The following is a 25,316-nucleotide window of genomic DNA, read 5'->3' as shown; positions in this document are numbered from 1 at the left end:
AGAGCGGGGGCATGCAGGAAGTCTTCGACGAGATCCGCAGCGCGCTGCATACGGTGTGGAACCGCCGCTGGCTGGCGCTCGCCGTCGCCTGGGGCGTCTGCATCGTAGGTTGGCTGTTCGTGGCGACTATCCCGAACAGCTACGAAAGCCGAGCGCGGATCTATGTCGAACTCGACGATGTCCTTTCCAAGCAGCTCGAGATTTCGGGAGAGGGGCGGCAGGCGATCACCAAGGTGCGCCAGACCCTGACCAGCGCTGTCAATCTGGAGAAGGTCGTTCGCGCAACGCAGCTGGGCGAGAATGTGAACACCCAGCGCGAGATGCAGTCGGCGGTCGATAGCCTGACCGACCATGTCGGGGTCGTGAGCACCGAGGACAATCTCTTCGAGCTGACCGCGACGATCGGCAATTCCTCAATGACCGACGCGGAAAACGCCGCGCTGGCGCAGGACGTGGTGCAGAAGCTGATCGACATTTTCCGCGAGGAAAACGTCGCGGGCAATCGCGGCCAGGTCGCCGATACGCTCGCTTTCCTCGACCAGCAGCTCGACGAGCGGAAGCAGGAACTCGAGGCTGCCGAACAGCGCCGCCTTGCCTTCGAAGCGCAGAACCCCGAGCTGATCGGCGGCGTCGGCACCGTCACGACGCGGATCAACGCGATGCGCGACGAGATGCGCGATGTCGATAGCGACATTGCTGCGGCCTCCAGCTCGCTCGCCGCGATCGATGGCCAGATCGCAAGCACCCCGCGCACCATTGCGACGTTCGGAGCCGAGGGTGGCGCGCGCGCAGCTCTGGCACAGGCCCAGTCGCAGCTTTCCGCCATGCGCGCCCGCGGCCTGACCGACAGCCACCCGGATATTCAGGCCCAGAAGCGCCAGGTCGCGTCCCTGCGCGAGCAGGCGGCGAAAGAGCCTTCCGGAGCCGGCGGCGCGGCAAACCCTGCCTACACTTCGCTCGTCGCCATGCGGTCGGAGCGTCAGGCGAATTATCAGGCGCTGCAGGCACGCAAAGCCGCGCTGCAGTCCGACATCTCGCGCCTCATCGCCAACCAGGCGGAAGAACCCGCCGTGGCTGCCGAGGCCAATCGCATCAGCCGCGACTACGAGGTCCTCAAGGACAAGTATGACGAGCTGCTCAAGGACCGCGAGGAAATGCGCCTGCGCGGCCAGGTCGAAACGGAGCGCAGCGCGTTCCAGTTCGAAGTGATCGATCCGCCGACCGCGCCGACCAAGCCGGCCGCACCCAATCGCCCGCTGCTGCTGGTCGTCGTCTTGCTGGCTGGCTTCGCCGCTGGCGCGGCCGTGGCGTTCGTGATGGGGCAGCTGCGTTCCAGCTTTACGACGTCGGAGAAGCTGGAACGCGTGCTCGACATGCCGGTCATCGGCACGATCTCGCGTTCGATCACGGCAGCTGACCGTCGCCGCCAGCGGGTGCAGCTCAAGAAGTTTTTCGCCGCCAGCGGCGCCTTGGCAGGTGTCTGCCTGCTGCTGCTGGTCGTAGAAGTCATCCAGGTCGGCTCGGTCGCCTAAGGGGGGAATGTGTCAGTGAACAAGCCCACCAAGATCACGCCGCCGGAAAAGCAGGCCACGCCGGACCGCGCATCGCTGCTCGAACGGGCGAGCGGTGCGTTCGGCCTCGATAATCTGCGTCCGGCCGGAGTTCCGAAGGGGCTCGATAGCGACAAGGCGAAGAAATTTGCCCCCAAGCGCGCCGCTTCGGAGGCTCCGCCGGAGCCAACGCCGAAGCGTCGTGCATCCGATTACATCGGCGAGAAGGCCGAGACTGCTGCCACAGCGGCTCCAGTGCCTTCGGCCATCACCGCGGCGCGTGAACCCGAGGTCCCTTCGGTCCGGTTCAGCGGGGAAAAGCGAGAGGTCGTCCGCTCCTACCTCAGCGAGCAGGGCCTGATCGACCCGGACGGCGGCGCCTCCACCCTGCTGGAAGAATTCCGCATCGTGAAGCGACAGGTGCTGGCAGCCGCCAAGGCCGAAGCCAGCGCGACTGCGCGTCGGGTGCTGATCTGCTCGCCTCATCCCAATGAAGGCAAGACCTTCTGCGCGCTCAATCTCGCCATCGCCATGGCGGCTGAGCGGGATACGGAAGTGCTGCTGATCGATGCCGATTTCGGCAAGCCCTCGATCATGTCCAAGCTTGGGCTGGATGCAGGCAAGGGCTTCATGGACGTGCTTTCCGATCCCTCGGCGCACGTCGAAGATTTCGTTGTGGGTACGGACATCCCCGGCCTGTGGGTGCTGCCCGCGGGCGGACGCACCGGGCGCGACAGCGAATATCTCGCCAGCGAACGCACCTGGGAAGTGCTCAACCGCCTCACCCGCGGTGCGCCGAACCGCTTCGTCATCTTCGACAGCCCGCCTGCCTTGGCAGCGACGCCGGCAGCCGAGCTGGCCAAGCATGTCGGCCAGGCCTTGCTTGTGGCGCGCAGCGACCAGACCGGTCGCGCTGCTTTGGAAGACGCCGTTGATCTGCTGTCGGCATGTCCGGACATCAAGCTGCTGCTTAACGACACCACCTTCAGCCCCAGCGGTCGCCGCTTCGGCAGCTATTACGGTTATGGGGAGACATCCCGTGACCAGTAAGGCGTGGCTCGCTCTGGCGGCTCTGACACTTTCGGGCTTTGTGCCACTGGCCAGTCCGGCCATGGCGCAGCAAAACCGAGACGCCGGAGCCGATGAGGCTGAGAGCCGCTCGGAAAGCCGCGCCTCGCACCGTACGCGGATCGATCCCTATATCGAGGCGAATACCATCGCCAATTGGCAGATCACGCCGGGCGACGACGTGCTGACCTATACGCAGCTGGCTGCGGGCGTCGATGCTTCGGTGCAGGGACGCAACACCGGCGCTGCCGTGTCGCTGCGATACGAGCGGAACTTCGCCCACCAGTCCAATGGAGCGGACTCCGACACGCTGACCGGCATCGCCCGCGGCTATGCTTCGGTCGTGCCGAATGTACTGACGGTTGAGGCCGGAGCGCTCGCGACGCGCACCAGCGTCGATGGCTCGGGCCGCTCGATCATCGCGCCTCTGGCTGCGGACGATCTCACCACCCAGACTTACTCGATCTATGCCGGTCCGACGCTGCAGACGCAGGTCGAGGGCGTGGACGTCTCTGCCAATTACCGGATCGGCTACACGCGGGTCGATGGACCGGATTTCGTCACTGCCGGTGGCCAGCCGGCCGACATTTTCGACAAGAGCGTCAGCCATAGCGCCAACGTGCGCGCCGGGATCGCTCCGGGCCGGGCAGGACTGCCGGTCGGCGTGGGTGTCGGAGCAGGCTTCTACCAGGAAGACATCTCCAATCTCGATCAGCGCGTCCGCGATGTCTACGTTCGCGGCGACGTCACGGTGCCGGTCACGCCCACACTCGCGGTGGTCTTCGGTGCAGGGATCGAGGACGTCGAAGTGTCGAGCCGCGATGTCCTGCGCGATGCGGACGGCGATCCGGTGCTCGGCAACGATGGCCGCTTCATCACCGACGAAAGCAGCCCGCGCACCATCGCCTACGAGGCGGACGGACTCATCTGGGATGTCGGCGTGATCTGGCGACCGAGCAGCCGCACGGAATTGCAGGCGACTTTCGGCCACCGCTACGACAGCGAAACCTTCTACGGCAGCTTCAACTGGACCCCGAGCAGCCGCAGCACGCTGGGCATCGGTGTGTACGACAGCATCCAGGGCTTCGGTGGCCGCCTGAACAACGCTCTGGTTGCTTTGCCGACCGATTTCGACGTCGTCCGCGACCCCGTGACGGGTGACATCACGGGTTGCGTCAACAGCCTCGAAGGGCTCGGCTGCATCGACGGCGCGCTAGGTTCGGTCCGCTCCTCGGTCTTCCGCGGGCGCGGCGTCGTATTGAGCTATGCGCATCAAATGGGCCGAACGGTGGCCGGTATCGGTGCCGGATACGATCGCCGTCGCTTCATCGGTGCGCCGGGCACGATCCTGGAGCTTGCCGACGGGATTGTCGACGAAAGCGTGTACGTCACGGCAAATCTGGCTGGCCCGTTCGGCCGCGGCAATTACGCGCTCAACAATTACGCGAATTGGTTCGAAAGCGGTGCCAGCTCGCTCGGCGATGCCTTCACGCTCGGCACCTCGGCTTCCTATACCGAGCAGGTGTGGCGCAATCTCTCGGCACGGGCCGCAGTGGCGCTCACCATGATCGATCCGGAAGCCTCAGCCGACGAGTTCCTCACCGCCTCCGCGCTGCTCGGCCTGCGCTACGACTTCTGATAAGGACGCAGCATGTACGAAGAATATTACGGCTTTCGCGAGCGCCCTTTCCAGCTGACGCCCGACCCGGCGTTCTACTTCGAAAGCGTCACACACAAGAAGGCGCTGAGCTATCTCGGCTACGGCCTCAACCAGGGCGAGGGCTTCGTCGTCATCACCGGCGAGGTCGGATCGGGTAAGTCCACGCTGGTCGCGCATCTGAAAGAAAAGCTCGACGACGAGCGGATGACGGTGGGCGAAGTCGTGACCAGCGCGCTGGACGACGACGAGATGATCCACGTCGCCGCGCGCAGCTTCGGCCTCGATATCGAGGGCGGCGACAAGGCTGCCGCACTTGCTGCAATCGAGCTGTTCCTGCACGAAGAAGCCCGCAACGGCCGCCGAGTCCTGCTGATCGTGGACGAGGCGCAAAATCTCTCCATCGGCGCGCTCGAAGAGCTGCGCATGCTGTCGAATTTCCAGCTCGGCTCGCATCCGCTGCTGCAGACGCTCCTGCTGGGCCAGCCCGAATTCAAGCACCTGCTCGCACAATCGGAAGAGCTCGAGCAATTGCGACAGCGCGTGATTGCTGCGCATCATCTCGAACCGATGCAGCCGGGCGAAATTGAGCCATATGTGGAGCATCGCCTCGCGCATGTTGGATGGGACGGCAATCCCGAAATCGACGGCGGCATCTGGGTGAAGCTGCACAAGGTGACGGGCGGCATACCGCGCAAGATCAACCAGGTCATGACCCGCCTGCTGCTGATGGGCGCGGTGGAAGAACAGTCGGTCCTCGAAGCCGACATGCTCGAAGCGGTGCTTGAGGAGATGAACGGCGACAATTCGGCCGAGGCCCAAAGCGTGACGGTCGCCAAGCCGCGCCCGGACCGCGACCTTCCCGCTGCGGATGCCATCGCCCGTGCACGCAGCGAACCGGCGCAGCAGCCGTCGGTCAGTTCGGAAGCACGCGACACGGGGCTCCTCGATCACCAGATCGAAGCCATCGAGAAGGCTTTTGCGGAGCGCGACAAGCACATGGCTGCGATGCGCCGCGAGGTGCAGAAACTCGCCGCCTCGCGCGACCAGGCAAGCGGTGCGCTGCCGCAGGATGCCGACAAGCGCCTCGAAGCCATCGAGCGCCGCCTCGACGAGCAGGAACAATCGCTGCGACATGTGCTCACGATGATGATAGACTATTTCGAGAGCCAGGCGACGCGCGCAGCGGCCTGACACGTCGGGAGGGGCCGGTGACACAGCATAGCATCGTCAACGGCCTGTCGGTCGATGTCGAGGATTGGTTCCAGGTCGGCGCCTTCGAACACACCATCAAGCGCGAGGACTGGGATTCGCTCCAGCTGCGGGTGGGCGACAACGTCGCACGCATCCTCGACCTGTTCGACGCCGCAGGCGTGAAGGCGACCTTTTTCACGCTGGGCTGGGTGGCGCAGCGCAATCCCGCGGCCATGCGCGCAATCGTCGAGCGCGGACACGAACTCGCAAGCCACGGCTATGATCACACGCGCGTGTTCACCTTCAGCCCGCAGGAATTTGCCGAGGATCTCGCCAAGGCGCGCACCATCTTGGAGGACGCAGGCGGCATGGCGATAACCGGCTACCGCGCGCCGAGTTTCTCAATCGACGCCCGCAACCCATGGGCGCACGAGGTCCTGGCCGAGCACGGCTATGCCTACTCCTCCAGCGTCGCTCCCGTGGTCCACGACCATTACGGCTGGCGTGAGGCACCGCGGTTCGCGTTTAATCCCGTATCCGGCAGCGACCTGGTCGAGATTCCGGTGACCACGGCGGTATTCAGAGGCCGTCGTCTGGCTGCGGGAGGCGGCGGGTTTTTCCGCGTCCTGCCCTATGCCTTCAGCCGCTGGGCCATCCGACAGGTCAATCGCCAAGATCGGCGTCCGGCGGTCTTCTACTTCCATCCTTGGGAAGTCGACCCCGACCAGCCGCGCGTCTACGGAGCACCGATGCGCTCGCGCCTGCGGCACTATACCAACCTTTCGCGCATGGAGGACAAGCTGTCCGACCTGCTCGGCGAATTTGCCTGGGGCCGAATGGACGCATTGGCCGAGCGGGAGGCAGCGCGCAGCCTCGACTGGGCGGCATGAACGCGCCGGTGACGCATGGTGCGACGATGCGTGCGGTCGATTTCGGTGATGCAACCGAAGTCGCGCGGATCGAGCGCTTCGTGGCCGAGAACGGCGGCAGCGTCTTCCAACGCCCGCTGTGGCTTTCCGCCATCGCAGAGGGCACAGGCAACCCGCCTTATGGGATTGTAGTCGAGCGGGGAACGACGCTATCCGGCTGGCTCCCGCTGACCCTCGTCCATTCGCCGCTGTTCGGGCGGGCGCTGGTATCGAGCGGGTTCGGGGTCGGCGGCGGAATGCTGTTTTCGCGCGAGCGCGACATCGATCTTCTTGCCCGAACTGCCAGCGAGCTTGCCCAGCGACTGTGTGTCCCGAGCATCGAATTGCGCGATGCGGTGGCGCCGGACGGATGGGAAACGATCACAGGCAAGCACGCCAATTTCGCGCGCGATCTGGAGGAAGACGACGAAGCGCAATTGCTCGCTATCCCACGCAAGGCGAGGGCGGAAGTTCGCAAGGGTCTCGCCAACGATTTGATTGTTAGCACCGGCATTAGTGAGCAGGACCGCGCGGCGCATTACGCCGTCTATGCCGAAAGCGTCCACAATCTCGGCACGCCGGTCTTCCCGCGAAGCCTGTTCGACGCGGTGCTCGACCGGTTCGGCGACGATGCCGATATCCTGACCGTGAGTCACGGCGGGAGACCGACCGCGAGCGTGCTCTCGCTCTACCACGATGCCACCGTGATGCCGTTCTGGGGCGGCGGGACCTTCGCCGCCCGCAACCTCCGTGCCAACGAGCGCATGTATTACGAGCTGATGCTCCACGCGCGGCGCAAGGGCTGCACGCGCTTCGATTTCGGCCGCTCCAAGACCGGCAGCGGCCCGTTCAGCTTCAAGAAGAACTGGGGGTTCGAGCCGGAACCGCTGGTCTATCGCATCTGGAGCGCGCCGGGCAGCGAGGCGCGCAATATCGACCCGACCGATCCGGGCTATTCCGCCAAAATCGAACTGTGGAAACGGTTGCCGCTGGCACTCGCCAACCGGATCGGCCCCGTCATCGCCTGCGGCCTCGGCTGAAGTAGGCTCCGGTCATGGGCGACATCCTCTTCCTCGCGCACCGCGTCCCGTTCCCGCCCGATCGCGGCGATAAGATTCGTTCGCACCACCTCCTCAAGGGGGTGGCGCGCCTCGGCCCTGTCCATATCGGGACGTTTGCAGAAACCGAAAACGATCTGGCGCAAAAGGGCGCGCTCGCCGAAATCGCCAAGACCCATGCCCTAATAGAGCGGACCAAGCCGCTGCCGCTGGCTGGGATTCAGGCGGTACTCGCCAACAAGCCGGTGAGCCTTGCGGCATTCGAACATGACGCCATGCGCCGTTACGTCCACAAGACGCTCGGCAATCATCGCATCGACACGATTTTCGTCTTCTCCGGTCAGATGGGGCAATACATCCCCGACAGCTTCCAGGGCCATGTCGTGGTCGATCTTTGCGACGTCGATAGCGCCAAATTCGCCGCCTACGCGGAGGCGGGGCAGCGAAAGTGGCTAAACGGTCGCGAGGCGCGGCTGCTGGCGCGCGAAGAGGCCCGCCTTGCCCTTCGCGCCGACCGCCTGCTGCTGGTCAGTAGCGCCGAGGCAAATTTGCTCTCGGCCAATCTCGACAATCTGTCCGGCACGGACATCCGCCCGCTCGGCAACGGGATCGATGCCGGGTTCTTCGATCCGGTCGGCGTGGCCGGACAGCAGGAACTGGTTGAGGCCGAGGACCCGCAGATCGTGTTCACCGGACAGATGGATTACGCGCCCAATATCGCGGCAGCCGAGTGGATGATCGACGCGGTCATGCCAAAACTGCGCAAGCGCTTCTCGCGTGCCCGCTTCCATGTCGTCGGCCGGGCGCCGACGGCTGCATTGAAAGCTCGGCACGGAGAGTCGGGGACGCGCGTATGGGGCGAGGTGCCCGATGTTCGCCCGTTCCTGAAAGCCGCCGACATTGTCGCCGCACCGCTGATGATTGCGCGGGGCGTCCAGAACAAGGTGCTCGAAGCCATGGCGATGGCCCGACCGGTGCTGCTGACGCCCGGCGCGGCGAACGGCATCGATGCGACAAGCGATGTACATTTCGCCGTCATCAAGCCCGATCCCGATATGTGGGTCGAGCGGATCGAACAGCTTGCGACCGATGTAGCGGCGGCACGCAGCATGGGCGCGGCGGCGCGTCGGTTCGCAGTCGAGACCATGAGCTGGGAGAGCGTCTACGCGCAACTCCCCCGAATTCTCGCTCCGGGAAAGGCTGGGCGGGATGCCGCCTGAGATCGCTCTCGATGCAGCGCCGCATAGGGCGTGGAGCAGTCGCCTGGTCCAGCTCGGGCTGGTCTGGCTGCTTCTGTTTGTCGTGACCTTCGAGGAATGGGCGCAAATGGCCCACCAGTGGTGGAATATCGACACTTACAGCCACATTCTGCTGATTCCGGCGATCATCGCCTGGCTCGTCTGGATCAAGCGCGACGAGCTTGCTGCGCTGTCCCCCGAAGACTGGTGGCCTGCTCTGGCGTGGTTCGGGGCAGGGTTGCTCGTCTGGCTCGGCGGTCGCACGCTCGACATCAATCTGTTCGCACAGGCAGGTGCAGTGATGGCATTCCAAGGTGCCGCTATCGCGCTGTTCGGATTGCGGACGAGCCTGATCCTCGCGCTGCCGATCGCCTACTCGTGCTTCCTAGTGCCTTTCGGGGACGAGATCATTCCGCAGTTGCAGGCCATCACCGCGCATCTCGCGACGTGGCTGACGCAGGCGAGTGGCGTCGCCATGGTATCCGACGGTATCTATATCGACACGCCAGCCGGCCTCTTCATCGTGGCCGAAGCCTGTTCCGGCGTGAAATTTCTCATCGCGATGGTCACCTTGGGCACACTCGTGGCCTTCACCTGCTTCGAAAGCTGGACTCGCCGTGCTTGGCTAATGCTCGCCTGCGTCGTCGTGCCGATTATCGCCAATGGTATTCGCGCCTGGGCGACGATCTTCATCGCGCAATATGTGGGCGCGGAAGCCGCCGGGAGCTTCGATCACATCGTCTACGGCTGGTTCTTCTTCGGCATCGTTATCGCGCTCGTCCTCGGCGTGGCCCGGCGCTGGTTCGAGCGTGACCCGGAAGACGCCGGCTGGTCGCTCGCCGAGATCGAGGAGATGCCGACCCTCGCGGCGCTCGAGCGAAAGACTATGTCGGCGACCTTCATCGTCGCCATCATGCTCGCCGTCGCAATCGCCTTTGCCGCCGTCGCGCACCTCGGCTAGGACGCCGGCCTATGTGCGGGATCGCGGGTATTTTCCATTATGAGACGGTGAAGCCGGTCAATCCCAAACGGGTCGAGGCCATGACGAATGCGCTCGCACATCGTGGCCCGGATGGCGCGGGCGTCTGGACCGCCCCGGGCGTCGGCTTGGGCCATCGACGGCTCTCGATCATCGATCTGGCCGGTTCGCCCCAGCCGATGCATTCCGCGGACGGGCGCGCGGTTATCGTCTTCAATGGCGAGATCTACAATTATCGCGAGCTGCGCCGGGAGCTGGAGCAGGGCGGGGCGCAATTCCGCACAGATGGCGACACCGAGACGATCCTCGCGGCATGGCAGAAATGGGGTCCGCGATGTCTCGAGCGGCTCGACGGCATGTTCGCCTTCGCGCTCTACGATTGCGCGACCCGGCAGCTGTTCCTCGCGCGCGACCGGCTCGGGGTGAAGCCGCTCTACATTGCGGAACTGCCGGGAGGCGCGCTGGCCTTTGCGAGTGAATTGAAGGGTCTGCTGGCCAATCCGCTGCTCAGGCGGACGATCGACCCGCTGGCGATTGAGGACTTCATGACTTGGGGTTATGTGCCGGACCATCGCGCGATCCTGCGCGGGGTCCGCAAGCTTCCGGCGGGGCACTACCAGTTGCTGGAGCACGGTCGTACCCCGGCTTCGTCGGTGCAGTGGTGGGACGTCAGCTTCGCCGAGCGGTCGAGGGGTTCGCAGCAGGATCACTCCGCCGAATTGCTGCACCTGATGCGCGAAGGCGTGACCAGCCGCATGGTCGCCGACGTGCCGCTGGGCGCGTTCCTCTCGGGCGGAGTGGACAGCTCGTCCGTCGTTGCGCTGATGAGCGAGGCGAGCGCGCAGCCGGTCACCAGTTGCTCGATCGGCTTCGACGTGGCGGGCGTGGACGAGACGGCGCATGCCCGCAAGGTGGCGGAGCTTTTCGCCACCGATCACCACGAGCGCATTGTATCGGCCGACCAGTTCGACGAGATCGATCACATCGCGGGCATATTCGACGAGCCGTTTGCCGATGCGAGCGCCTTGCCGACGCTGCGCGTGTGCGAACTGGCGCGCGAACATGTTACGGTGGCGTTGTCCGGCGATGGGGCGGACGAAGCGCTGGCAGGGTACCGCCGCCAGCTATTCCACGCGCGCGAAGAGCAGGCCCGGGCAGTCCTGCCGCAAATCTTGCGCGAACCGGTGTTCGGTGCACTTGGAAGCATCTGGCCAAAGGCCGACTGGGCGCCACGTCCGCTGAGGGCCAAGGCGACCCTGCTCTCGCTCGCTCAGAGCGGCGAGGCCGGTTACGCGCGCGCGCTCGCCATTCTGGCGCCCGAGCAAAGAACTGCGCTCTATGGCGAGGCGATGATCCGTGACCGCGCCGGCTATCGCGCGGAGCAGCCGTTCGAGAAACTTATGCGCAACGCTCCGGCGCGCAGCGGGCTGGATCGCGCGCAATATGCCGATCTCAAGTTCTGGCTGCCCGGCGACATCTTGACCAAGACCGATCGTACGAGCATGGCCGTCGGCCTCGAGGCGCGCGAGCCCTTGCTCGACCACCGCTTCATCGAACTCGCCGCACGCCTGCCACACCGCCAGCGCATTCGCGGCACGACGGGCAAGTGGCTGATGAAACACACGATGGAGCGCTACCTGCCGGACGACATTCTTTATCGGCCGAAGCAGGGTTTCGTCACACCCATCGCCGATTGGTTTCGCGGGCCGCTGGCGGATGCCGCGCGCTCCGTGGCGTCGAGCGAACTGCTGGTCGGCAGTGGATGGTTTGCCCGCAAGCCGCTCGCCCAATTGGCGGAAGCGCACATCGCGGGCCGGTCCGACAACAGCCGTGTGTTGTGGCAATTGTTGATGCTGGAACGCTCGCTGCGCCACCTCAAGCCCAGCGGCTGAGCCCGGTTCAGTCGGCGAGACCGTGGCCGCGCGCCATGTATTCGGCGCTTTGCATTTCCTTGAGGCGGCTGACCGTACGCTCGAACTCGAACGATCCTTCGCCGGCGGTGTAGAGGTCTTCCGGTTCGGCAGCGGCGGTGGCGAACAGTTTGACGTTGTTCTCGTAGAGCGCGTCGATCAGCTTGGTGAAGCGGATCGCCTCGTTCTGGTTGTCAGGCGACATGGCGGGGATCCCGACCACGATCACGCTATGGTAGGCATGGGCGATTGCAAGATAGTCGGCTGCGCCGCGGTTTTCGCCGCACAGCCGCTTGAAGCTGAAGACAGCAACGCCCTTCAGGGTCTTCGGCACATGCAACGTCCGCCCGCCGCCGAGGTCGAGCGTACCCGACGGCACGTGCTCGGCATCCTCCGGCTTGTAATCGGTGAGGCGGAAGAATGCTTCGCGCACTTGCGCGGTCGCCTCGTCGCCGAGCGGCGAATGCCAGGTGTCGATATCGCCGAGCCGGTCGAGCCGGTAGTCGGTCGGACCGTTGAGCGGCAGTACATCGAACTCCGCCTCGACCAGGTCGATGAAGGGCAGGAAGAGCGAGCGGTTGAGGCCGTCCTTGTAGAGGTCGCGGGGAGGGCGGTTGCTGGTGGTGACCACGGCCAGCCCCTCGTCGCAGATCAGCGCGGTGAACAGGCGGCTCATGATCGCGGCATCGGCCGTGTTGGTGACCACCATCTCGTCGAAGGCGAGACAGCGGACGTCCTTGGCAATGTCGCGGGCGACTTTGCCCGTCGGATCGCCCGGATCGGTCTCGCGCCGCTCGCGCATGCGGCGGTCGACCTCAAGCATGAACTCGTGGAAATGGACGCGGCGCTTCTGCTCGATCTCCAGCGTCTCGACAAACAGGTCCATCAGCATGGACTTGCCGCGCCCGACGCCGCCCCACATGTAGACGCCCTGCGGCCGCGTTTTCCTGGGCCGGAAGAGCTGCGAGAGGATGCTGCCGGGAGCGTCCGCCTGCAATTCGCGCTGCAGCTGATCGAGCCGTTCGGCAGCGCGGCGCTGGTCCGGGTCCGAGCGCAGCTCGCCGGCTTCGACAAGCCGCTCGTAATGCGCGAGCGTGCCGCTCATTGCGGGGTCGGGCGGCGGTGCATCTTCTTCACGATGCCGGAGAAGCTGGCGACGGTGTGTTCCTCCTGCTCGACCGTTCCGCGCACGAACACCATGCTGCCGGTCTCGCGCACGATCTCGCACACCGCATCGAGCGGGCGGTCGGGCTGCCCGCCACCGACGAACTGCGTGGAGAGCTCGACCGTCACCGACGGTCCGGCATTCCCGCTGCCGATAGTGTGCATGGTGGTGAACAGGCTGATGTCGATCAGCGACAGGATGACTGCGCCGTGGATGATGCCCTGCAGGTTTTCGTGTCGCCGTTCCGGGAACATGCGCAGCCGCGCCTTACCGTCATCGTCGATGCGCGTGATGAGTTTGCCCATCACCGCACCGTTGAACAGCGACTGGTCCTTCAGGTTCCAGTGCCGCCAGCCCGGATTGTCCGGGTCAGGCCCGTGATCGAAGACCTCGTCCGGTAGCACGTCAGATCGCGCGTTCGGCGATCATCTTCTTGGTTTCGGCGATCGCCTTGGCGGGCGAAAGGCCCTTGGGGCAGACGTTCGCGCAATTCATGATCGTGTGGCAGCGATAGAGGCGGAAGGGGTCCTCCAGCTGGTCGAGCCGCTCGCCGGTCATTTCGTCGCGACTGTCGGCCAGCCAGCGATAGGCTTGCAGCAGGATCGCCGGGCCGAGGAATTTGTCGCTGTTCCACCAATAGCTGGGGCAGGCGGTGGAGCAGCAGGCGCACAGGATGCACTCGTACAGCCCGTCGAGCTGCTCGCGCTGCTCGGGCGACTGCAGGCGTTCCTTGCCGCTCGGCGTAGTGGAGACGGTCTGCAGCCAAGGGCGGATGCTGGCATATTGGGCGTAGAAATGCGTGAAATCGGGCACGAGGTCCTTGATCACGTCCATGCTCGGCAGCGGGGTGATGCGGATTTCGCCCTTGAGGTCCTCGATCGCCGTGGTGCAGGCGAGGCCGTTCTTCCCGTTGAGGTTCATCGAGCACGATCCGCAAATGCCTTCGCGGCAGGAACGGCGGAAGGTCAGCGTCGGATCGATCTCGTTCTTGATCTTGAACAGCGCGTCGAGAACCATCGGCCCGCAATCGTCGAGGTCGAGCTCGAACGTGTCGTAGCGCGGGTTTTCGCCGGTGTCGGGATCGTAGCGGTAGATCTTGAACTTGCGAATGCGGTTGCCGCCGTCAGCGCTATGCGCGCGGCCCTTGCCGGTGATCTTCGAATTCTTGGGAAGGGTGAAGGTCGCCATTACGCAGTCGTTCCTGTTGCTTTCTGCCACCCATCTAGCGGTTCATACGAGTGGCGCAAGGCCGACGATGCTGCAATTCCTGCACACTGTGTCCAACACGATCGAAGACATGGACCGCATGGACCACAGTCCAGAGCGGATAAAAGCGAGATTGCGAAATTGGCCGAATTCTGCGCGGAGCGAGGGAACAATCCGGATATGCAATCGGTGTAGTCTGATAGGATGGACGTAGGAAAGCAATTTCACACAGCCGCCGTGTTCGGAGCCAGCGGCGGCATCGGGCGTGCACTCGCAGAGGCGCTGGTGGAGCAGGGCGCGGAGGTCTGGGCAGGGTGTCGTTCGGGCGATCCCGGCATTGCGGGGTTGCACTCCTTTGCCTTCGATTTGGACGAGGAAACCAGCATCGCCGAGGCGGCGGACGCCATGAGCGACGCACCGCCCGACCTCGTCATCGTTGCCAGCGGCGTGCTGACACTGGACGACGGCACCGGGCCCGAGCGCAGCTACCGCTCGCTCGATCCCGATGCGATGGAGCGAGTTTTCCTGCTCAACACTATCGGCCCGGCAATTATCGCCAAGCACATGCTGCCGCTGTTCGACCGGAAGGAGCGTTGCGTGTTCGCGGCCCTATCGGCCCGCGTGGGCTCGATTTCCGACAATCGTCTCGGCGGTTGGCATAGCTATCGCGCCGGCAAGGCGGCGCTCAACATGCTGCTGAGAAACTTCGCGATCGAACTGGGTCGCACCCACAAGCAGGCCGTGGTCACCGGCCTCCATCCGGGCACGGTCGACACGCAACTATCCGAGCCGTTCCAATCGAACCTGCCCGATGGCCAGCTCACTGCGCCGCTCGAAGCTGCTGCAAACCTGCTCGAAGTCATCTCCAGGCTCGGGCCTTCCGACAGCGGCAAAATTTTCGATTACGCTGGCGAGGTGATCCCGGCATAGAAAAACCGCCCCGCGCCGGGTGGCGCGAGGCGGATTCTTTCAGGCGGTTTTAACCCTTCTTGGATCAGCCGAACAAGATATCGCCAACCGGAATCGCATCGAGGTTTTCGAAGATGATCGTCTGATCGATCACGCCATCGCTGTCGATGTCGATTTCCAGCCGATTGTCGATCGCGGTCAGGGTCGAGGCTTCGGTGATGCCGAGGCCCGACAGGTCGACGGTGTCGACGCCTTCCTCGAAGTCGGTGATGATGTCGGTTCCGCCATTGGTGAAGCTGTCCGTAAACAGACGCTCGTCGGAGGCGAACACGAAGACGTCAGCACCGCCGTTGCCGGTCAGGACGTTGTCCTGCTCGTTGGTGATGATGACGTCGCGATAGTCCGTACCGACCGCATTTTCGATTTCGGTGCCATAGGCGATCGAGATGTTCTGATACTGCATCGCCTCGACCCCGGCATGCCCGGTATCGGCGGCGATGTCGCGGGCATTCAAGCCCATGTAGCGGCTCGTCACGCTGTCGATCATAGCCTGATCGGCAGGCGCGTAGTAATCCTCGATGCCATAAGCCACTTCGATCGCGTCATTCAGCGATTGCAGGGCCTCTGCCTGGTCGGCAGTGGTGATGTTGCCCTGGCCGGCAGACGAGAACTGCCCGTCGCGCAGGTCGATCAGCACGCTGGCTTCGAAGCCCGAGAGGTCGATCGTGTCGATGCCGCCGGCATCGTAGATCGTCAGATAGGGGTGTTCGTTCTGCGTGAAGTCGAACACTTCACGATCTGCGGTCGAGTTGAAGCCATAGGTGGTATCGTCGGCGCGGGTGGTCGGATCGGCACCGTAGACCTGCTGGATGGTGTAGACATCATGCAGCATCGGCGTCTGCGCATTGCTGAAGAAGAACGTTCCCCAGTTGACGATGCGCGCACCCGTTTCCGATGCCCCCCAATACGACATGATCGAATATTGCTCTGAATCCTGGGCATATTCGGCCTGGTCGAGATAGGTCGTTGCGCCAGCACCATTGTAGGCCCCAGGGTGGCTGAGGCCGATCGCATGACCGATTTCGTGGGTGAGGGTTGTCGCGCCGTAACCACCAAAGCTCAGATCGCCGTTGGAATAATTCCCTTCGTGAAGAAGCGCGCCGTCGGCATCGAAATAGCTGCGGGGATCGGCGACGAAGACATCGCCGAAGAAGTTATAGCCGCGAGCGTTCGTGAAGCCATATTCCGGATAATAGGCATAAGCCTGCGCCGGGTCCCAGCTGTTCGCGAACTGGATGTCGGCACCGCGGCCGTTGCTCTCCACGAATTCGGGCGCGATCAGATCGTCCCACAGGGCGATCGATGCGCGCGCGGCGTCCATCTGTGCGGCCGTAAACGGCGCAGCACCATTGCTGGCACCGAAGCCGTACTGCGGGTTGTTGTAGAGGCCGACGAGGTTGTCGCCCTGCAGGAAAGTATAGGTGATCCGGTTGCTGCCGGTAATATTGTGCGAATTGCCGGAGAAGATCTGATCGACGACCTGGTCCAGATCGGCAATCAGCTTGCCGCGGAAACCGAAGCCGAAGCCGCCGAAATTGTCGAGGTTAAAGTCCTCGGCCAGCGCGCCGGTATCGTAGTCGAGCACGGTGTCGAGCGTGATCTGATCACGCAGTTCGCTGCCGTGATCGCAAGCGTCTGTGCAGGTGTGCGTGTAGAGATAGTCTGTCCCCTCGGACAGCACGGTATGGCGCGGCATGGACCCCTCCAAAAATGTAAAAATACGACCCTTGGTGCACCGAGCACCAAGTAACCGCATCCTAACCATAGGTCAGGCGGTGGCAAGAGCGTTTACCGCTTTTTCAAGCAGTTCGGGCAACATATCTGAAGTCGCGGAGGGCGTTCGCGCAATATGACGAACGTGCTATCCGTCAGCAATATTTGCGCACAACTCAGCCGGCAGCGATGAGCCCGTTCCTCCGCCACGATTCGGCGAGCAGTGTTTCGAGCAGATCTGCATGGCTGAACCCGGCTTTCGCCGCAGCCTTGGCCATGACCTTTTCCGACCACAAATTGCAGTTGAGATTGATCTCGATGAAGTTGATGTCGCCGGTTTCGAGATCGAGCCGGAACTCGATCCGCCCGTAATCGAAGGGCACGAATTCTTGCGCGACCTTGCGCGCCATGGCCTCGATCTTCGGCGCAAGGTCGGGATCGTCGAAACGCTTGAGCGCCGCCTTTTCCTTGTTTTCGACCAGGTCGCGCTTTTCGTAATAGGTCCACAGGCGCTGCGTATCCTCGCGCTCGTACCACAGCATGGGGAGGGCGATCGGCTCGTCCTCGATCGTGATGAAGGCGCATTGGACGTCATAGCCGTTGAGATACGGCTCGACGATCGCATCGTGACCCTCGGTGTGGATGTGCCAGACCGCATTCGCCACTTCGACCCAAGTGCTCGCGTCGGTGATGCCCCAGCTGGCGGAGGAGGCGTTGGGCTTGATCACCCAGCGGCCGGCGTCCTTCGCGGGAAGGTCGTCCTCGCGGATGGGAGCGCCGCGGCGGTAACAGAACCAGGGCGCGGTCGGCACGCCGGCGTGCTCGCAGACGAGCTTCGACACCGATTTGTCGTCGCCCAGTCCGCGAAGGAAGGGCATCGCGCCGAGATAGGGGATCGCGTGCTTGTTGCACAGGATCGGGATCAGCATCTCGCTGTTCACGAAGCCGCCGCGATTGAGCAGCGGAAACACGAAGTCCACGTCGGGCTTCTCGAACAGCACTTCGTAGTGGTTCGCGAATTCGAGATTGAGCCCGAGCCCTTCCAAAGTGGTGCGGACCTCGTGATGATAGATGGCGTGGTTACCATCTTCAGGGTGCATCCCGCCGCCGAACAAGGCGTGCTTGGCCATGAACAGCGTGCGGATGCGGTCCTTGGCTTCCTCAGGAATGCGAAGGGGGGAAATTGGTTTGGTCATGGCATGTCCGTCTGTGAGTTTCGCCGCCAATACGCCGGGCAGTGCCACGCCGCCACCGAATTCTGCGCGCGAGAAACCGCTTGCGGCACGCCGGAAACGCGATAGCTTGTTTCATCGACTTCGCGGGAGAGGAGCCGGCGGTGGGACTGAAGAGCTGGTACGATGCGCACGTCATGCCGCGGATGATCACCTATGCCTGCGGCCAGTCGGAAATCGAGGACCGTCGCCGCATGGTCGTTCCGCTCGCTCGCGGGCACGTGTTCGAGCTCGGCTGCGGCGGGGGGCTCAACCAGAAACTCTACGATACGGAGCAGGTGACGGCCTTCAGCGGGATCGATCCGCATGGCAAGCTGCTCGACGGTGCCCGTGCCGAAGCCGAACGGAAGGGTTGGGCGGTCGACCTGCGGCAGGGTGTTGGCGAAGCCATACCGTTCCAGGACAGCAGTTTCGATACAGTCGTATGCACTTACACCCTGTGTTCCGTGGACGATCAGGCCAAGGTCTTGTCGGAAATGCGGCGGATTTTGCGTCCGGGAGGCCGCTTGCTGTTTCTTGAGCATGGGCGTTCGCCAGATGCGGGCGTGGCGAAATGGCAAGAGCGGATCGAACCTGTCTGGAAGCCGATGGCCGGTGGATGCCACCTGACCCGACCGATCGGACCCGCGCTGCGCGGTGCCGGGTTCGCGGTCGAACCGCTTGGGCAGGCCTATCTGCCGAAAGCGCCGAAGGTGATGGGCTGGATGGAATGGGGCGTCGCGCGCAAGGAAGGCGCGTGATCCGGGCGAGCCTTTAAACAAACGCCCCGGACCCTTTGCAGGGCCGGGGCGCTTTCGTTCAGGCAATCTGCTCGGGGCTTAGCTGTCGCCGAAGGTCCGTTGCCACCAGCCCTTGCGGGGCTTGGCCGTTTCGACGGTTCCGGCGGACTCTTCCGCTTCCGGCGCAGCGCTCGTCTCGGGCGCAGCGTCGGCATCGGACTTGGGCTTCGCCTTGCTCGCACGCGGCTTGCGGGCGGGCTTCTTTTCGGCGGCAGCCTCGGCGGTCTCCGGTGTGCCTTCCGGTCCGGCGACGATAGCCATGTCTTCCGTCACCTGTTCGGAGACGTCACCTGCAGCCTTATCGTCGCTCTGTTTCGGAGCCGCTTTCTTCGCCCGAGTGCGCTTGGGCTTCGGCTTTTCCTCGGTATCGGGGTCGGGAGCGGTTTCCGCCTCAGGCTTTTCCGCCTTCGGCTTGCGGGTCCGCTTTGCCTTCGGCTTTTCCTCGGTAACGGCGCTGTCGTCGGTCGGCTCGTCGTCGGCCTTTTTTGCTTTGCGGGTGCGCTTCTTCGGCTTCGGAGCATCTTCTTCGGCCGCGGCTTCCGCGGTTTCCGAGCTGTCTTCCGGACCGGCGACCACGGCCATGTCCTCTACGACCTGCTCCGACACCGGTTCGAGGTTCTCGGCCTCATCGCCGGCATCGTTACGGTTTCCGCGACCGCGGCCGCCACGACGACGTCCACCACGGCGGCGCCGCTTCTTCGGCTTGTCTTCGCCGTTATCCTCGGAAGTCTCGTCTTCCTCATCGTCGTTATCGTCGCTGTCGTCGTCTGCACCGTTTTCGTCGCGGCGCTTGTTGCGGCCACGACCACCGCGACGGCGGCGACGCTTCTTGCGGGGACGATCGTTGTCGTCCTCGTCCTGGTCGTCATCCTCATCGTCGAAGGCCTCGGTGTCGATCTCGTCCTCATCGTCCTCGACGAGAGTTTCGAACTTGGGCACGTTGGTCGGACGCGGGCCGGAGCTCGACACGCTCATCTTCGCGCCTTCGTCTTCGCCTTCCGGACGGACGACAACGGTCACGCCGTAACGCTCCTCGATCTCCATCAGATCGGCGCGCTTCTCGTTGAGCAGATAGACCGAGGCTTCGGTGCTAGCGGCCAGCGTGATGATCGATCCCTTGCCCTTGGCAGCTTCGTCTTCGATCAGACGCAAGGCCGAAAGACCGGCGGAGGATGCTGTCCGCACGAGGCCGGTGCCATCGCAATGCGGGCAATCGCGCGTGGTCGCTTCGAGCACGCCGGTGCGCAGGCGCTGGCGGCTCATTTCCATCAGGCCGAAGCTCGAGATGCGGCCCACCTGGATGCGTGCACGGTCGTTCTTCAGCGCTTCCTTCATCGCCTTTTCGACCTTGCGGGTGTTGGAGTGGTGCTCCTGGTCGATGAAGTCGATGACGACGAGGCCGGCCATGTCGCGCAGGCGCAACTGGCGGGCGATTTCGCGCGCAGCTTCAAGATTGGTGTGCAGCGCGGTCTGCTCGATATTGTGCTCCTTGGTGGAGCGGCCCGAGTTGATGTCGATCGAGACCAGCGCCTCTGTCGGATTGATAACGAGGTAGCCGCCGCTCTTCAGCTGCACGACGGGGTCGTACATCGCCTTGAGCTGGTCCTCCGCGCCATAGCGCTGGAACAGCGGGACGGGATCGGCATATTGCTTCACCCGGCGCGCGTGGCTGGGCATCAGCAGCTTCATGAATTCCTTGGCCGACTTGTAGCCATCCTCGCCCTCGACCACGACTTCCTCAATCTCGCGATTGTAGATGTCGCGGATGGCGCGTTTGATCAGGTCGCTGTCCGAGTGGATCAGCGCCGGTGCGGCGGAAGACAGGGTGCGTTCGCGGATCTCGTCCCACAGGCGGGCGAGATAGTCGAAGTCGCGCTTGATCTCGGTCTTGGTGCGGCTGAGGCCGGCGGTGCGAACGATCAGCCCCATGGTCTTTGGCAGGCTGAGATCGTTGACGACCTGCTTCAGGCGCTTGCGGTCCGATGCGCTGGAAATCTTGCGCGAGATGCCGCCCCCGTGGCTGCTGTTCGGCATCAGGACGGTGTAGCGTCCGGCAAGGCTGAGATAGGTTGTCAGCGCTGCGCCCTTGTTGCCGCGCTCTTCCTTGACGACCTGGACGAGCAACACCTGGCGGCGCTGGATGACGTCCTGGATCTTGTAGCGACGACGCAGCGCCATGCGCTTGGCGCGCGCTTCGTCGACTTCCTTGGCGCGGCTGCGGCCGCCTTTGCCCTGACGGCGACCGCGACCCTTGCGACCGCGACCACGGCGCTGGTTGCCGGACTCGTCGTCTTCGTCTTCGCTATCGTCGTCATCCTCGTCGTCGTCGCCGTCGAGCTGGCCTTCCTCGATCGTGGAGACCTTGTCCTTGTCGGACGTGTCGACTTCCTCGAGGCCGTCTTCGGCGAGGTCTTCGGCGAGAGCTTCGGAGCTTTCGTCCTCGGCGTCATATTCATCACCGGGCATTTCGCCGCGCTCTTCCTCTTCGGCGCGCAGGCGGGCTTCTTCTTCGGCAGCCTCGGCCTCGGCGGCGAGCAGCGCCTCGCGATCTTCCTTCGGAATCTGGTAATAGTCGGGATGGATTTCACTGAAGGCGAGGAATCCGTGGCGATTGCCGCCGAAGTCGACGAAGGCCGCCTGAAGCGACGGTTCGACCCTGGTTACTTTCGCGAGATAGATATTGCCCTTGATCTGCTTGTGATCGGCAGATTCGAAATCGAACTCCTCAATCCGGTTTCCCTTGAGGACCGCCACCCGGGTTTCTTCCTGGTGGCGCGCATCGATAAGCATGCGCGTTGCCATGTAATTGTCTCCAGCCGCTGCGGGGCGGGGCAGGCCCGTCGTCCGCGCGGCGCATCATGTTGGGATTTCCGCGTCCGTAGTCCGGAGCCGCGGCGTTGATGGACCGGCCGTCATGCAGATGTGCGCGGGGCCGGGTATTCGTGACTGCGGAGACTGCCCTGCGCGTATCCAGCGCTGTCCGGCCCGACGGGAGCGCGCGCTGGCGCCGGGCCAGTTCTGCGTTTGCCGGGGAGGAACGGAGCATGTCCTGCATCAACCTGTATTCGTTGCGATCCTGATTGCCGAACGGCTGCGGATCGGTGGGCGGCAGGCCCGAATGTCCCTCTTCGTCGCGCGTTTCGCGCCGATCGGAGGCACCGGACAGCCGATACGGTATCGCTAGCACCGTGGGTTTCCAACGGCAACCATATTGCGCGGAGCGGCAAGAAAGCCCTAACGATTCACCATAAATGGCACCGCGCACGCAAATCCTGCTGCTTCTCGGAATCCCGCTGGTCCTCGTCGTGGGACTGGTGCTGACATCGCAGCTCCTTCCTTCATCGGAAGCCGGCCGTGCCTATGTGCAGCGCGTGACCTTGCCGAGCGCTTCTGACGATCTTGATTTGCCGAGCGTGTCGGGCGATGAAGCCCTGCCGCTGGTGGTGATCGATGCGGGGCATGGCGGACACGACCCCGGTGCGACAGGTCAGGGGCTGGTGGAGAAATCGCTCGTCCTTTCGCTCGCGCGCGCGTTGAAGCAAGAGCTCGAGGAGGAGGGCGGCGTGCGGGTCGCGCTGACCCGCGATGACGACCGCTATCTCCTCCATGCTGAACGGTTCGAGATCGCGCGCCGGCTGAATGCCGATCTTTTTCTATCCATCCACGCCGACAGCGCAGGCGACGCGAGCGAGGTGGAGGGAGCCAGCATCTACACGCTCTCGAACGAAGCCTCAAGCGATGCCGCCGCCCGTTTTGCCGAACGGGAGAACGCATCCGACAGGCTGAACGGCGTCAATCTCTCCGATCAGAGCGACACGGTGAGCACGATCCTCGTCGAATTGTCGCAGCGCCGCACGCAGGAGCAATCGGCAGAGTTCGCTCGCCTGATCCGGCGCGAAGGCGAGGGCGTGCTGCGTTTCCATCCTCAGGCAATCCGCTCGGCCGCGCTCAAAGTTTTGCGCGCGCCCGACGTCCCGTCCGTGCTGTTCGAGAGCGGTTTCATCACCAATGCTGCCGAGGCGCAGCGGCTCGGCTCGGCAGAAGGCCGCGAGCAATTCGCGCAAACCATGGCGCGAGCCATCCGTATCTATTTCGCCCGGCAGCAATAATCGCGTCATCGGGGCATTCTTGTTCTGGCGATATGCAGAAAGCCCGTGCTAAAGGCGCTGCCCAGATATGTCCGACGCTACCCCACTCCAGTATTATCGCCACCGGCTGACCGACGATCCACGGCGATTGATCGTCTGGTTCAAGGACAACTGGGCGACCAATCGCAAGCTGCGAGTCGTCAGCTATGCCGCCGGCGTGGCCGTCGTCCTGCTGGTGCTCGCCTGGGCAACGCTGGCGCGCAACCTGCCCGATGCGGAAAGCCTGCTCGACTACGAGACACCGCTGCCGACCGTGGTGCGCGGAGTCGATGGCGAGATCGTTCATTCCTACGCTCGCGAGCGGCGCGTCCAGCTGCAATATGGCGACTTCCCCGATCAGATGATCGAGGCTTATCTGTCGGCCGAAGACAAGACCTTCTTCAGCCATGGCGGTGTCGACCTGACCGGCACGTTGAATGCCGTAGTGGACTACGCCACGAAATTCGGTTCGGACGAGCGCGCCGTGGGCGGATCGACCATCACACAGCAGGTGGCGAAAAACCTCCTGCTGGGTGACGAGTATTCGATCACCCGCAAGCTCAAGGAAATGATCCTGGCGACGCGCATCGAGAGCGTATTGACCAAGCAGGAAATCCTCGAGCTCTATCTCAATGAAATCCCCCTAGGGCGGCGCAGCTTCGGCGTGCAGGCGGCCGCGCGGGCCTATTTCGACAAGGACGTCGGCGATCTCGACCTGCACGAGACCGCATTCCTCGCGATCCTGCCGAAAGCCCCCGAACGCTACGGTCGCGAACGATATCGCGAACTCGCGCTGACACGCCGCGATTTCGTGCTTGACCAGATGCAGGCAAACGGTTTCGTCACTGCTGCCGAAGCGAGCCGCGCCAAGGCACAGCCGCTCGGCCTCGTTCAGCAGCGCAGCGAGCGATCGGCCGATGCGGGCTATTTCCTCGAAGAAGTCCGCCGCCAGCTCATCGACCGCTTCGGCGAGACTGCCGAGGACGGTGGCAACAGCGTCTATGCTGGCGGGCTGTGGGTGCGGACATCGCTCGACACCGAGTTGCAGGATGCCGCGCGCGATGCGTTGCGCGCGCAGTTGATCAGCTACCACGGCAATCGCGGCTTCACCGGGCCCGTCGCCACGCTTAATCCCGAGAACGGCGACCTGCACTCGCAGCTCGCCTCGTCCAATCTCTCGATCAATTACGAAGACTGGCGCATTGGCGTAATCACCGCGACCGGATCGTCGGCGACCATCGGCTTTACCGACGGCGAGGATTTTCCTCTCATCGGCGCGCCTTCGTCGCTCAAGCTTGGCGACGTGGTCGCTGCCGTCCAGTCGGGCGACGGCTATCGGCTGCGGGGCGTGCCGGAGATTTCGGGCGGTTTCCTGGCGCAGGCGCCGCAGACGGGCCGTGTGCTCGCCATGCAGGGCGGGTTCGACAGCCGCCTCGGCGCATTCAATCGCGCGACACAGGCCGAGCGCCAGCCCGGCTCGACGATCAAGCCTTTCGTCTACGCCTCCGCGCTCGACCACGGCATGACCCCGGCGACCGAGGTGCCAGATCAGACCTTCTGCGTTTGGCAGGGCGCCAACCTCGGCGAGAAGTGCTTCCGCAACTTCGGCGGCGGCGGCGGCGGGGTTCACACCATGCGCTGGGGTCTCGAGCAGAGCCGCAATCTCATGACCATCCATATCGCCGACACGACCGGCATGGATAATGTGGTCAAGACGATCAAGCGCGTCGGCATCGGCGATTACGAGCCGTATTACTCTTTCGCGCTAGGCGCTGGCGACACAACGGTCGCGCGCATGGTCAACGGCTATGCCGCGCTGGCCAATTGGGGACGGCAGACCGATGGATCAGTGATCGATTACGTGCAGGACCGCCGCGGCAAGGTGATCTTCCGTTCCGACAATCGCGAATGCACCGGCTGCAACATGGAGCAGTGGGACGGCCAGCCGATGCCCCGCTTCGAACCGCGCGGTAAGCAGGTCCTCGATCCGCGCACCGCGTTCCAGGTCGTGCACATGCTGCAGGGCGTGGTGACCCGCGGCACGGCCGTGCGCCTGCGCAGCCTCGAGTTGCCGCTATTCGGCAAGACCGGGACCACCAACGGCCCGACCAATGCTTGGTTCGTCGGGGGTACGCCGGACATCGTCGCGGGCATGTACGTCGGCTTCGACCAGCCGCGCAATCTCGGTGGCTGGGTGCAGGGCGGCAATACCGCGGCGCCGATCATGAAGCGCTTCGTCGAGGCCACGCGCGAGCGCTGGAACGCCGAGGATTTCGTCGCCCCGCCCGGTGTGCGCATGGTCAAGGTGGACCGGCGCACGGGCAAGCGCGTGTTCGACGGCACACCGTCCGACGATCCGAAGGCCGCGATCATCTGGGAGGCGTTCAAGCCGGACACCGAACCGCCGCGCTCCACCCGCTCGGACGTGATCGCTGCCAAGCGCAACGAAATCCTCGAGCTGATCCGCCGTGCCCGGCAGGGTCCGACCCAGCGGGCAGCGGCTCGTGAGGTGGAGCGTCCCGACGATTTCGTCGAGGAACAGGGCGGTATCTACTAGCCAGCA

19 protein-coding genes are annotated in these 25,316 nt (G+C 63.9%); 13 read left to right on the top strand and 6 right to left on the bottom strand.

Features of this window, described 5'->3' with window-relative positions:
* The first annotated feature begins 11 nt into the window (after positions 1-11).
* Genes ACSH0F_RS06605 through ACSH0F_RS06565 form a run of 9 tightly spaced genes read left to right on the top strand, consistent with a single transcriptional unit; the run spans position 12 to position 11,544 of the window.
* Entirely contained in the window at positions 12-1,532 is a 1,521-nt protein-coding gene (locus tag ACSH0F_RS06605; RefSeq protein WP_435201119.1) for an XrtA system polysaccharide chain length determinant, read from the top strand.
* Between the two features lie 15 nt (positions 1,533-1,547).
* Positions 1,548-2,600 carry a capsular biosynthesis protein gene (locus tag ACSH0F_RS06600; protein WP_435201117.1) on the top strand — a complete coding sequence of 351 codons (1,053 nt, stop codon included), beginning with the start codon at positions 1,548-1,550 and terminating at the stop codon, positions 2,598-2,600.
* Positions 2,590-4,257 carry a preprotein translocase subunit YajC gene (locus ACSH0F_RS06595; protein WP_435201115.1) on the top strand — a complete coding sequence of 556 codons (1,668 nt, stop codon included), beginning with the start codon at positions 2,590-2,592 and terminating at the stop codon, positions 4,255-4,257. Before ACSH0F_RS06600 ends, ACSH0F_RS06595 begins: the two co-directional genes overlap by 11 nt.
* 12 nt (positions 4,258-4,269) lie before the next feature.
* The gene (locus ACSH0F_RS06590) at positions 4,270-5,469 is read left to right on the top strand and encodes an XrtA/PEP-CTERM system-associated ATPase (protein WP_435201113.1); all 1,200 of its coding nucleotides are present in this window, start codon (positions 4,270-4,272) and stop codon (positions 5,467-5,469) included.
* 17 nt (positions 5,470-5,486) lie between these two features.
* Positions 5,487-6,359, top strand: a complete 873-nt coding sequence (locus ACSH0F_RS06585; RefSeq protein ID WP_435201111.1) for an XrtA system polysaccharide deacetylase — start codon at positions 5,487-5,489, stop codon at positions 6,357-6,359.
* On the top strand, positions 6,356-7,417 hold the full coding sequence (locus ACSH0F_RS06580) for a FemAB family XrtA/PEP-CTERM system-associated protein (protein ID WP_435201109.1): 1,062 nt from the start codon (positions 6,356-6,358) through the stop codon (positions 7,415-7,417). The genes ACSH0F_RS06585 and ACSH0F_RS06580 overlap by 4 nt, the downstream gene beginning before the upstream one ends.
* Before the next feature lie 14 nt (positions 7,418-7,431).
* Positions 7,432-8,655: a TIGR03087 family PEP-CTERM/XrtA system glycosyltransferase gene (locus ACSH0F_RS06575; RefSeq protein WP_435201107.1), complete on the top strand. Its 1,224-nt coding sequence runs from the start codon at positions 7,432-7,434 to the stop codon at positions 8,653-8,655.
* The gene (gene xrtA / locus ACSH0F_RS06570) at positions 8,645-9,634 is read left to right on the top strand and encodes an exosortase A (RefSeq protein WP_435201105.1); all 990 of its coding nucleotides are present in this window, start codon (positions 8,645-8,647) and stop codon (positions 9,632-9,634) included. The genes ACSH0F_RS06575 and xrtA overlap by 11 nt, the downstream gene beginning before the upstream one ends.
* 11 nt (positions 9,635-9,645) lie before the next feature.
* Complete coding sequence (locus ACSH0F_RS06565; RefSeq protein WP_435201103.1) at positions 9,646-11,544, top strand: XrtA/PEP-CTERM system amidotransferase; 1,899 nt, start codon at positions 9,646-9,648, stop codon at positions 11,542-11,544.
* A 7-nt stretch (positions 11,545-11,551) separates the two neighbouring features.
* On the opposite strand, the gene zapE is transcribed toward ACSH0F_RS06565, so the two are convergent.
* Genes zapE through ACSH0F_RS06550 form a run of 3 tightly spaced genes read right to left on the bottom strand, consistent with a single transcriptional unit; the run spans position 11,552 to position 13,915 of the window.
* Positions 11,552-12,667, bottom strand: coding sequence for a cell division protein ZapE (zapE, locus tag ACSH0F_RS06560; protein WP_435201101.1), 1,116 nt, complete (start codon positions 12,665-12,667; stop codon positions 11,552-11,554).
* Positions 12,664-13,131, bottom strand: coding sequence for a PaaI family thioesterase (locus ACSH0F_RS06555; protein WP_435201099.1), 468 nt, complete (start codon positions 13,129-13,131; stop codon positions 12,664-12,666). The genes zapE and ACSH0F_RS06555 overlap by 4 nt, the downstream gene beginning before the upstream one ends.
* 1 nt (position 13,132) lies before the next feature.
* Positions 13,133-13,915, bottom strand: a complete 783-nt coding sequence (locus ACSH0F_RS06550) for a succinate dehydrogenase iron-sulfur subunit (RefSeq protein WP_435201097.1) — start codon at positions 13,913-13,915, stop codon at positions 13,133-13,135.
* Between the two features lie 222 nt (positions 13,916-14,137).
* Here ACSH0F_RS06550 and ACSH0F_RS06545 point away from each other — a divergent pair, with 222 nt between their 5' ends.
* Positions 14,138-14,863 (top strand): SDR family NAD(P)-dependent oxidoreductase, encoded by a 726-nt coding sequence (locus ACSH0F_RS06545; protein ID WP_435201095.1) that lies wholly within the window; start codon positions 14,138-14,140, stop codon positions 14,861-14,863.
* A 64-nt stretch (positions 14,864-14,927) separates the two neighbouring features.
* Here ACSH0F_RS06545 and ACSH0F_RS06540 read toward each other — a convergent pair whose 3' ends face one another.
* Both ACSH0F_RS06540 and ACSH0F_RS06535 read right to left on the bottom strand, forming a co-directional pair.
* Positions 14,928-16,598 (bottom strand): M10 family metallopeptidase C-terminal domain-containing protein, encoded by a 1,671-nt coding sequence (locus ACSH0F_RS06540; protein WP_435201093.1) that lies wholly within the window; start codon positions 16,596-16,598, stop codon positions 14,928-14,930.
* Positions 16,599-16,791: 193 nt separating this feature from the next.
* Positions 16,792-17,811, bottom strand: a complete 1,020-nt coding sequence (locus tag ACSH0F_RS06535) for a D-alanine--D-alanine ligase family protein (protein WP_435201091.1) — start codon at positions 17,809-17,811, stop codon at positions 16,792-16,794.
* A 140-nt stretch (positions 17,812-17,951) separates the two neighbouring features.
* Between ACSH0F_RS06535 and ACSH0F_RS06530 the strand changes: the two genes are divergently transcribed.
* A complete protein-coding gene (locus ACSH0F_RS06530; protein WP_435201089.1) occupies positions 17,952-18,587 on the top strand; it encodes a class I SAM-dependent methyltransferase in 636 nt (211 codons plus the stop codon).
* Positions 18,588-18,665: 78 nt separating this feature from the next.
* Here the strand turns inward: ACSH0F_RS06530 and ACSH0F_RS06525 are convergent, their stop codons facing one another.
* Positions 18,666-21,428, bottom strand: coding sequence for an Rne/Rng family ribonuclease (locus tag ACSH0F_RS06525; protein WP_435201087.1), 2,763 nt, complete (start codon positions 21,426-21,428; stop codon positions 18,666-18,668).
* Between the two features lie 449 nt (positions 21,429-21,877).
* Between ACSH0F_RS06525 and ACSH0F_RS06520 the strand changes: the two genes are divergently transcribed.
* Both ACSH0F_RS06520 and ACSH0F_RS06515 read left to right on the top strand, forming a co-directional pair.
* The gene (locus ACSH0F_RS06520; RefSeq protein ID WP_435201085.1) at positions 21,878-22,735 is read left to right on the top strand and encodes an N-acetylmuramoyl-L-alanine amidase family protein; all 858 of its coding nucleotides are present in this window, start codon (positions 21,878-21,880) and stop codon (positions 22,733-22,735) included.
* 67 nt (positions 22,736-22,802) lie between these two features.
* Positions 22,803-25,310: a penicillin-binding protein 1A gene (locus ACSH0F_RS06515; protein ID WP_435201083.1), complete on the top strand. Its 2,508-nt coding sequence runs from the start codon at positions 22,803-22,805 to the stop codon at positions 25,308-25,310.
* Positions 25,311-25,316: the final 6 nt, after the last annotated feature.

Source organism: Qipengyuania sp. 902 (assembly GCF_051195295.1).
Taxonomy (GTDB): Bacteria; Pseudomonadota; Alphaproteobacteria; order Sphingomonadales; family Sphingomonadaceae; genus Qipengyuania.
The sequence above is the reverse complement of the archived record's forward strand: the minus strand, read 5'-3'. Positions and strand labels throughout refer to the sequence as shown.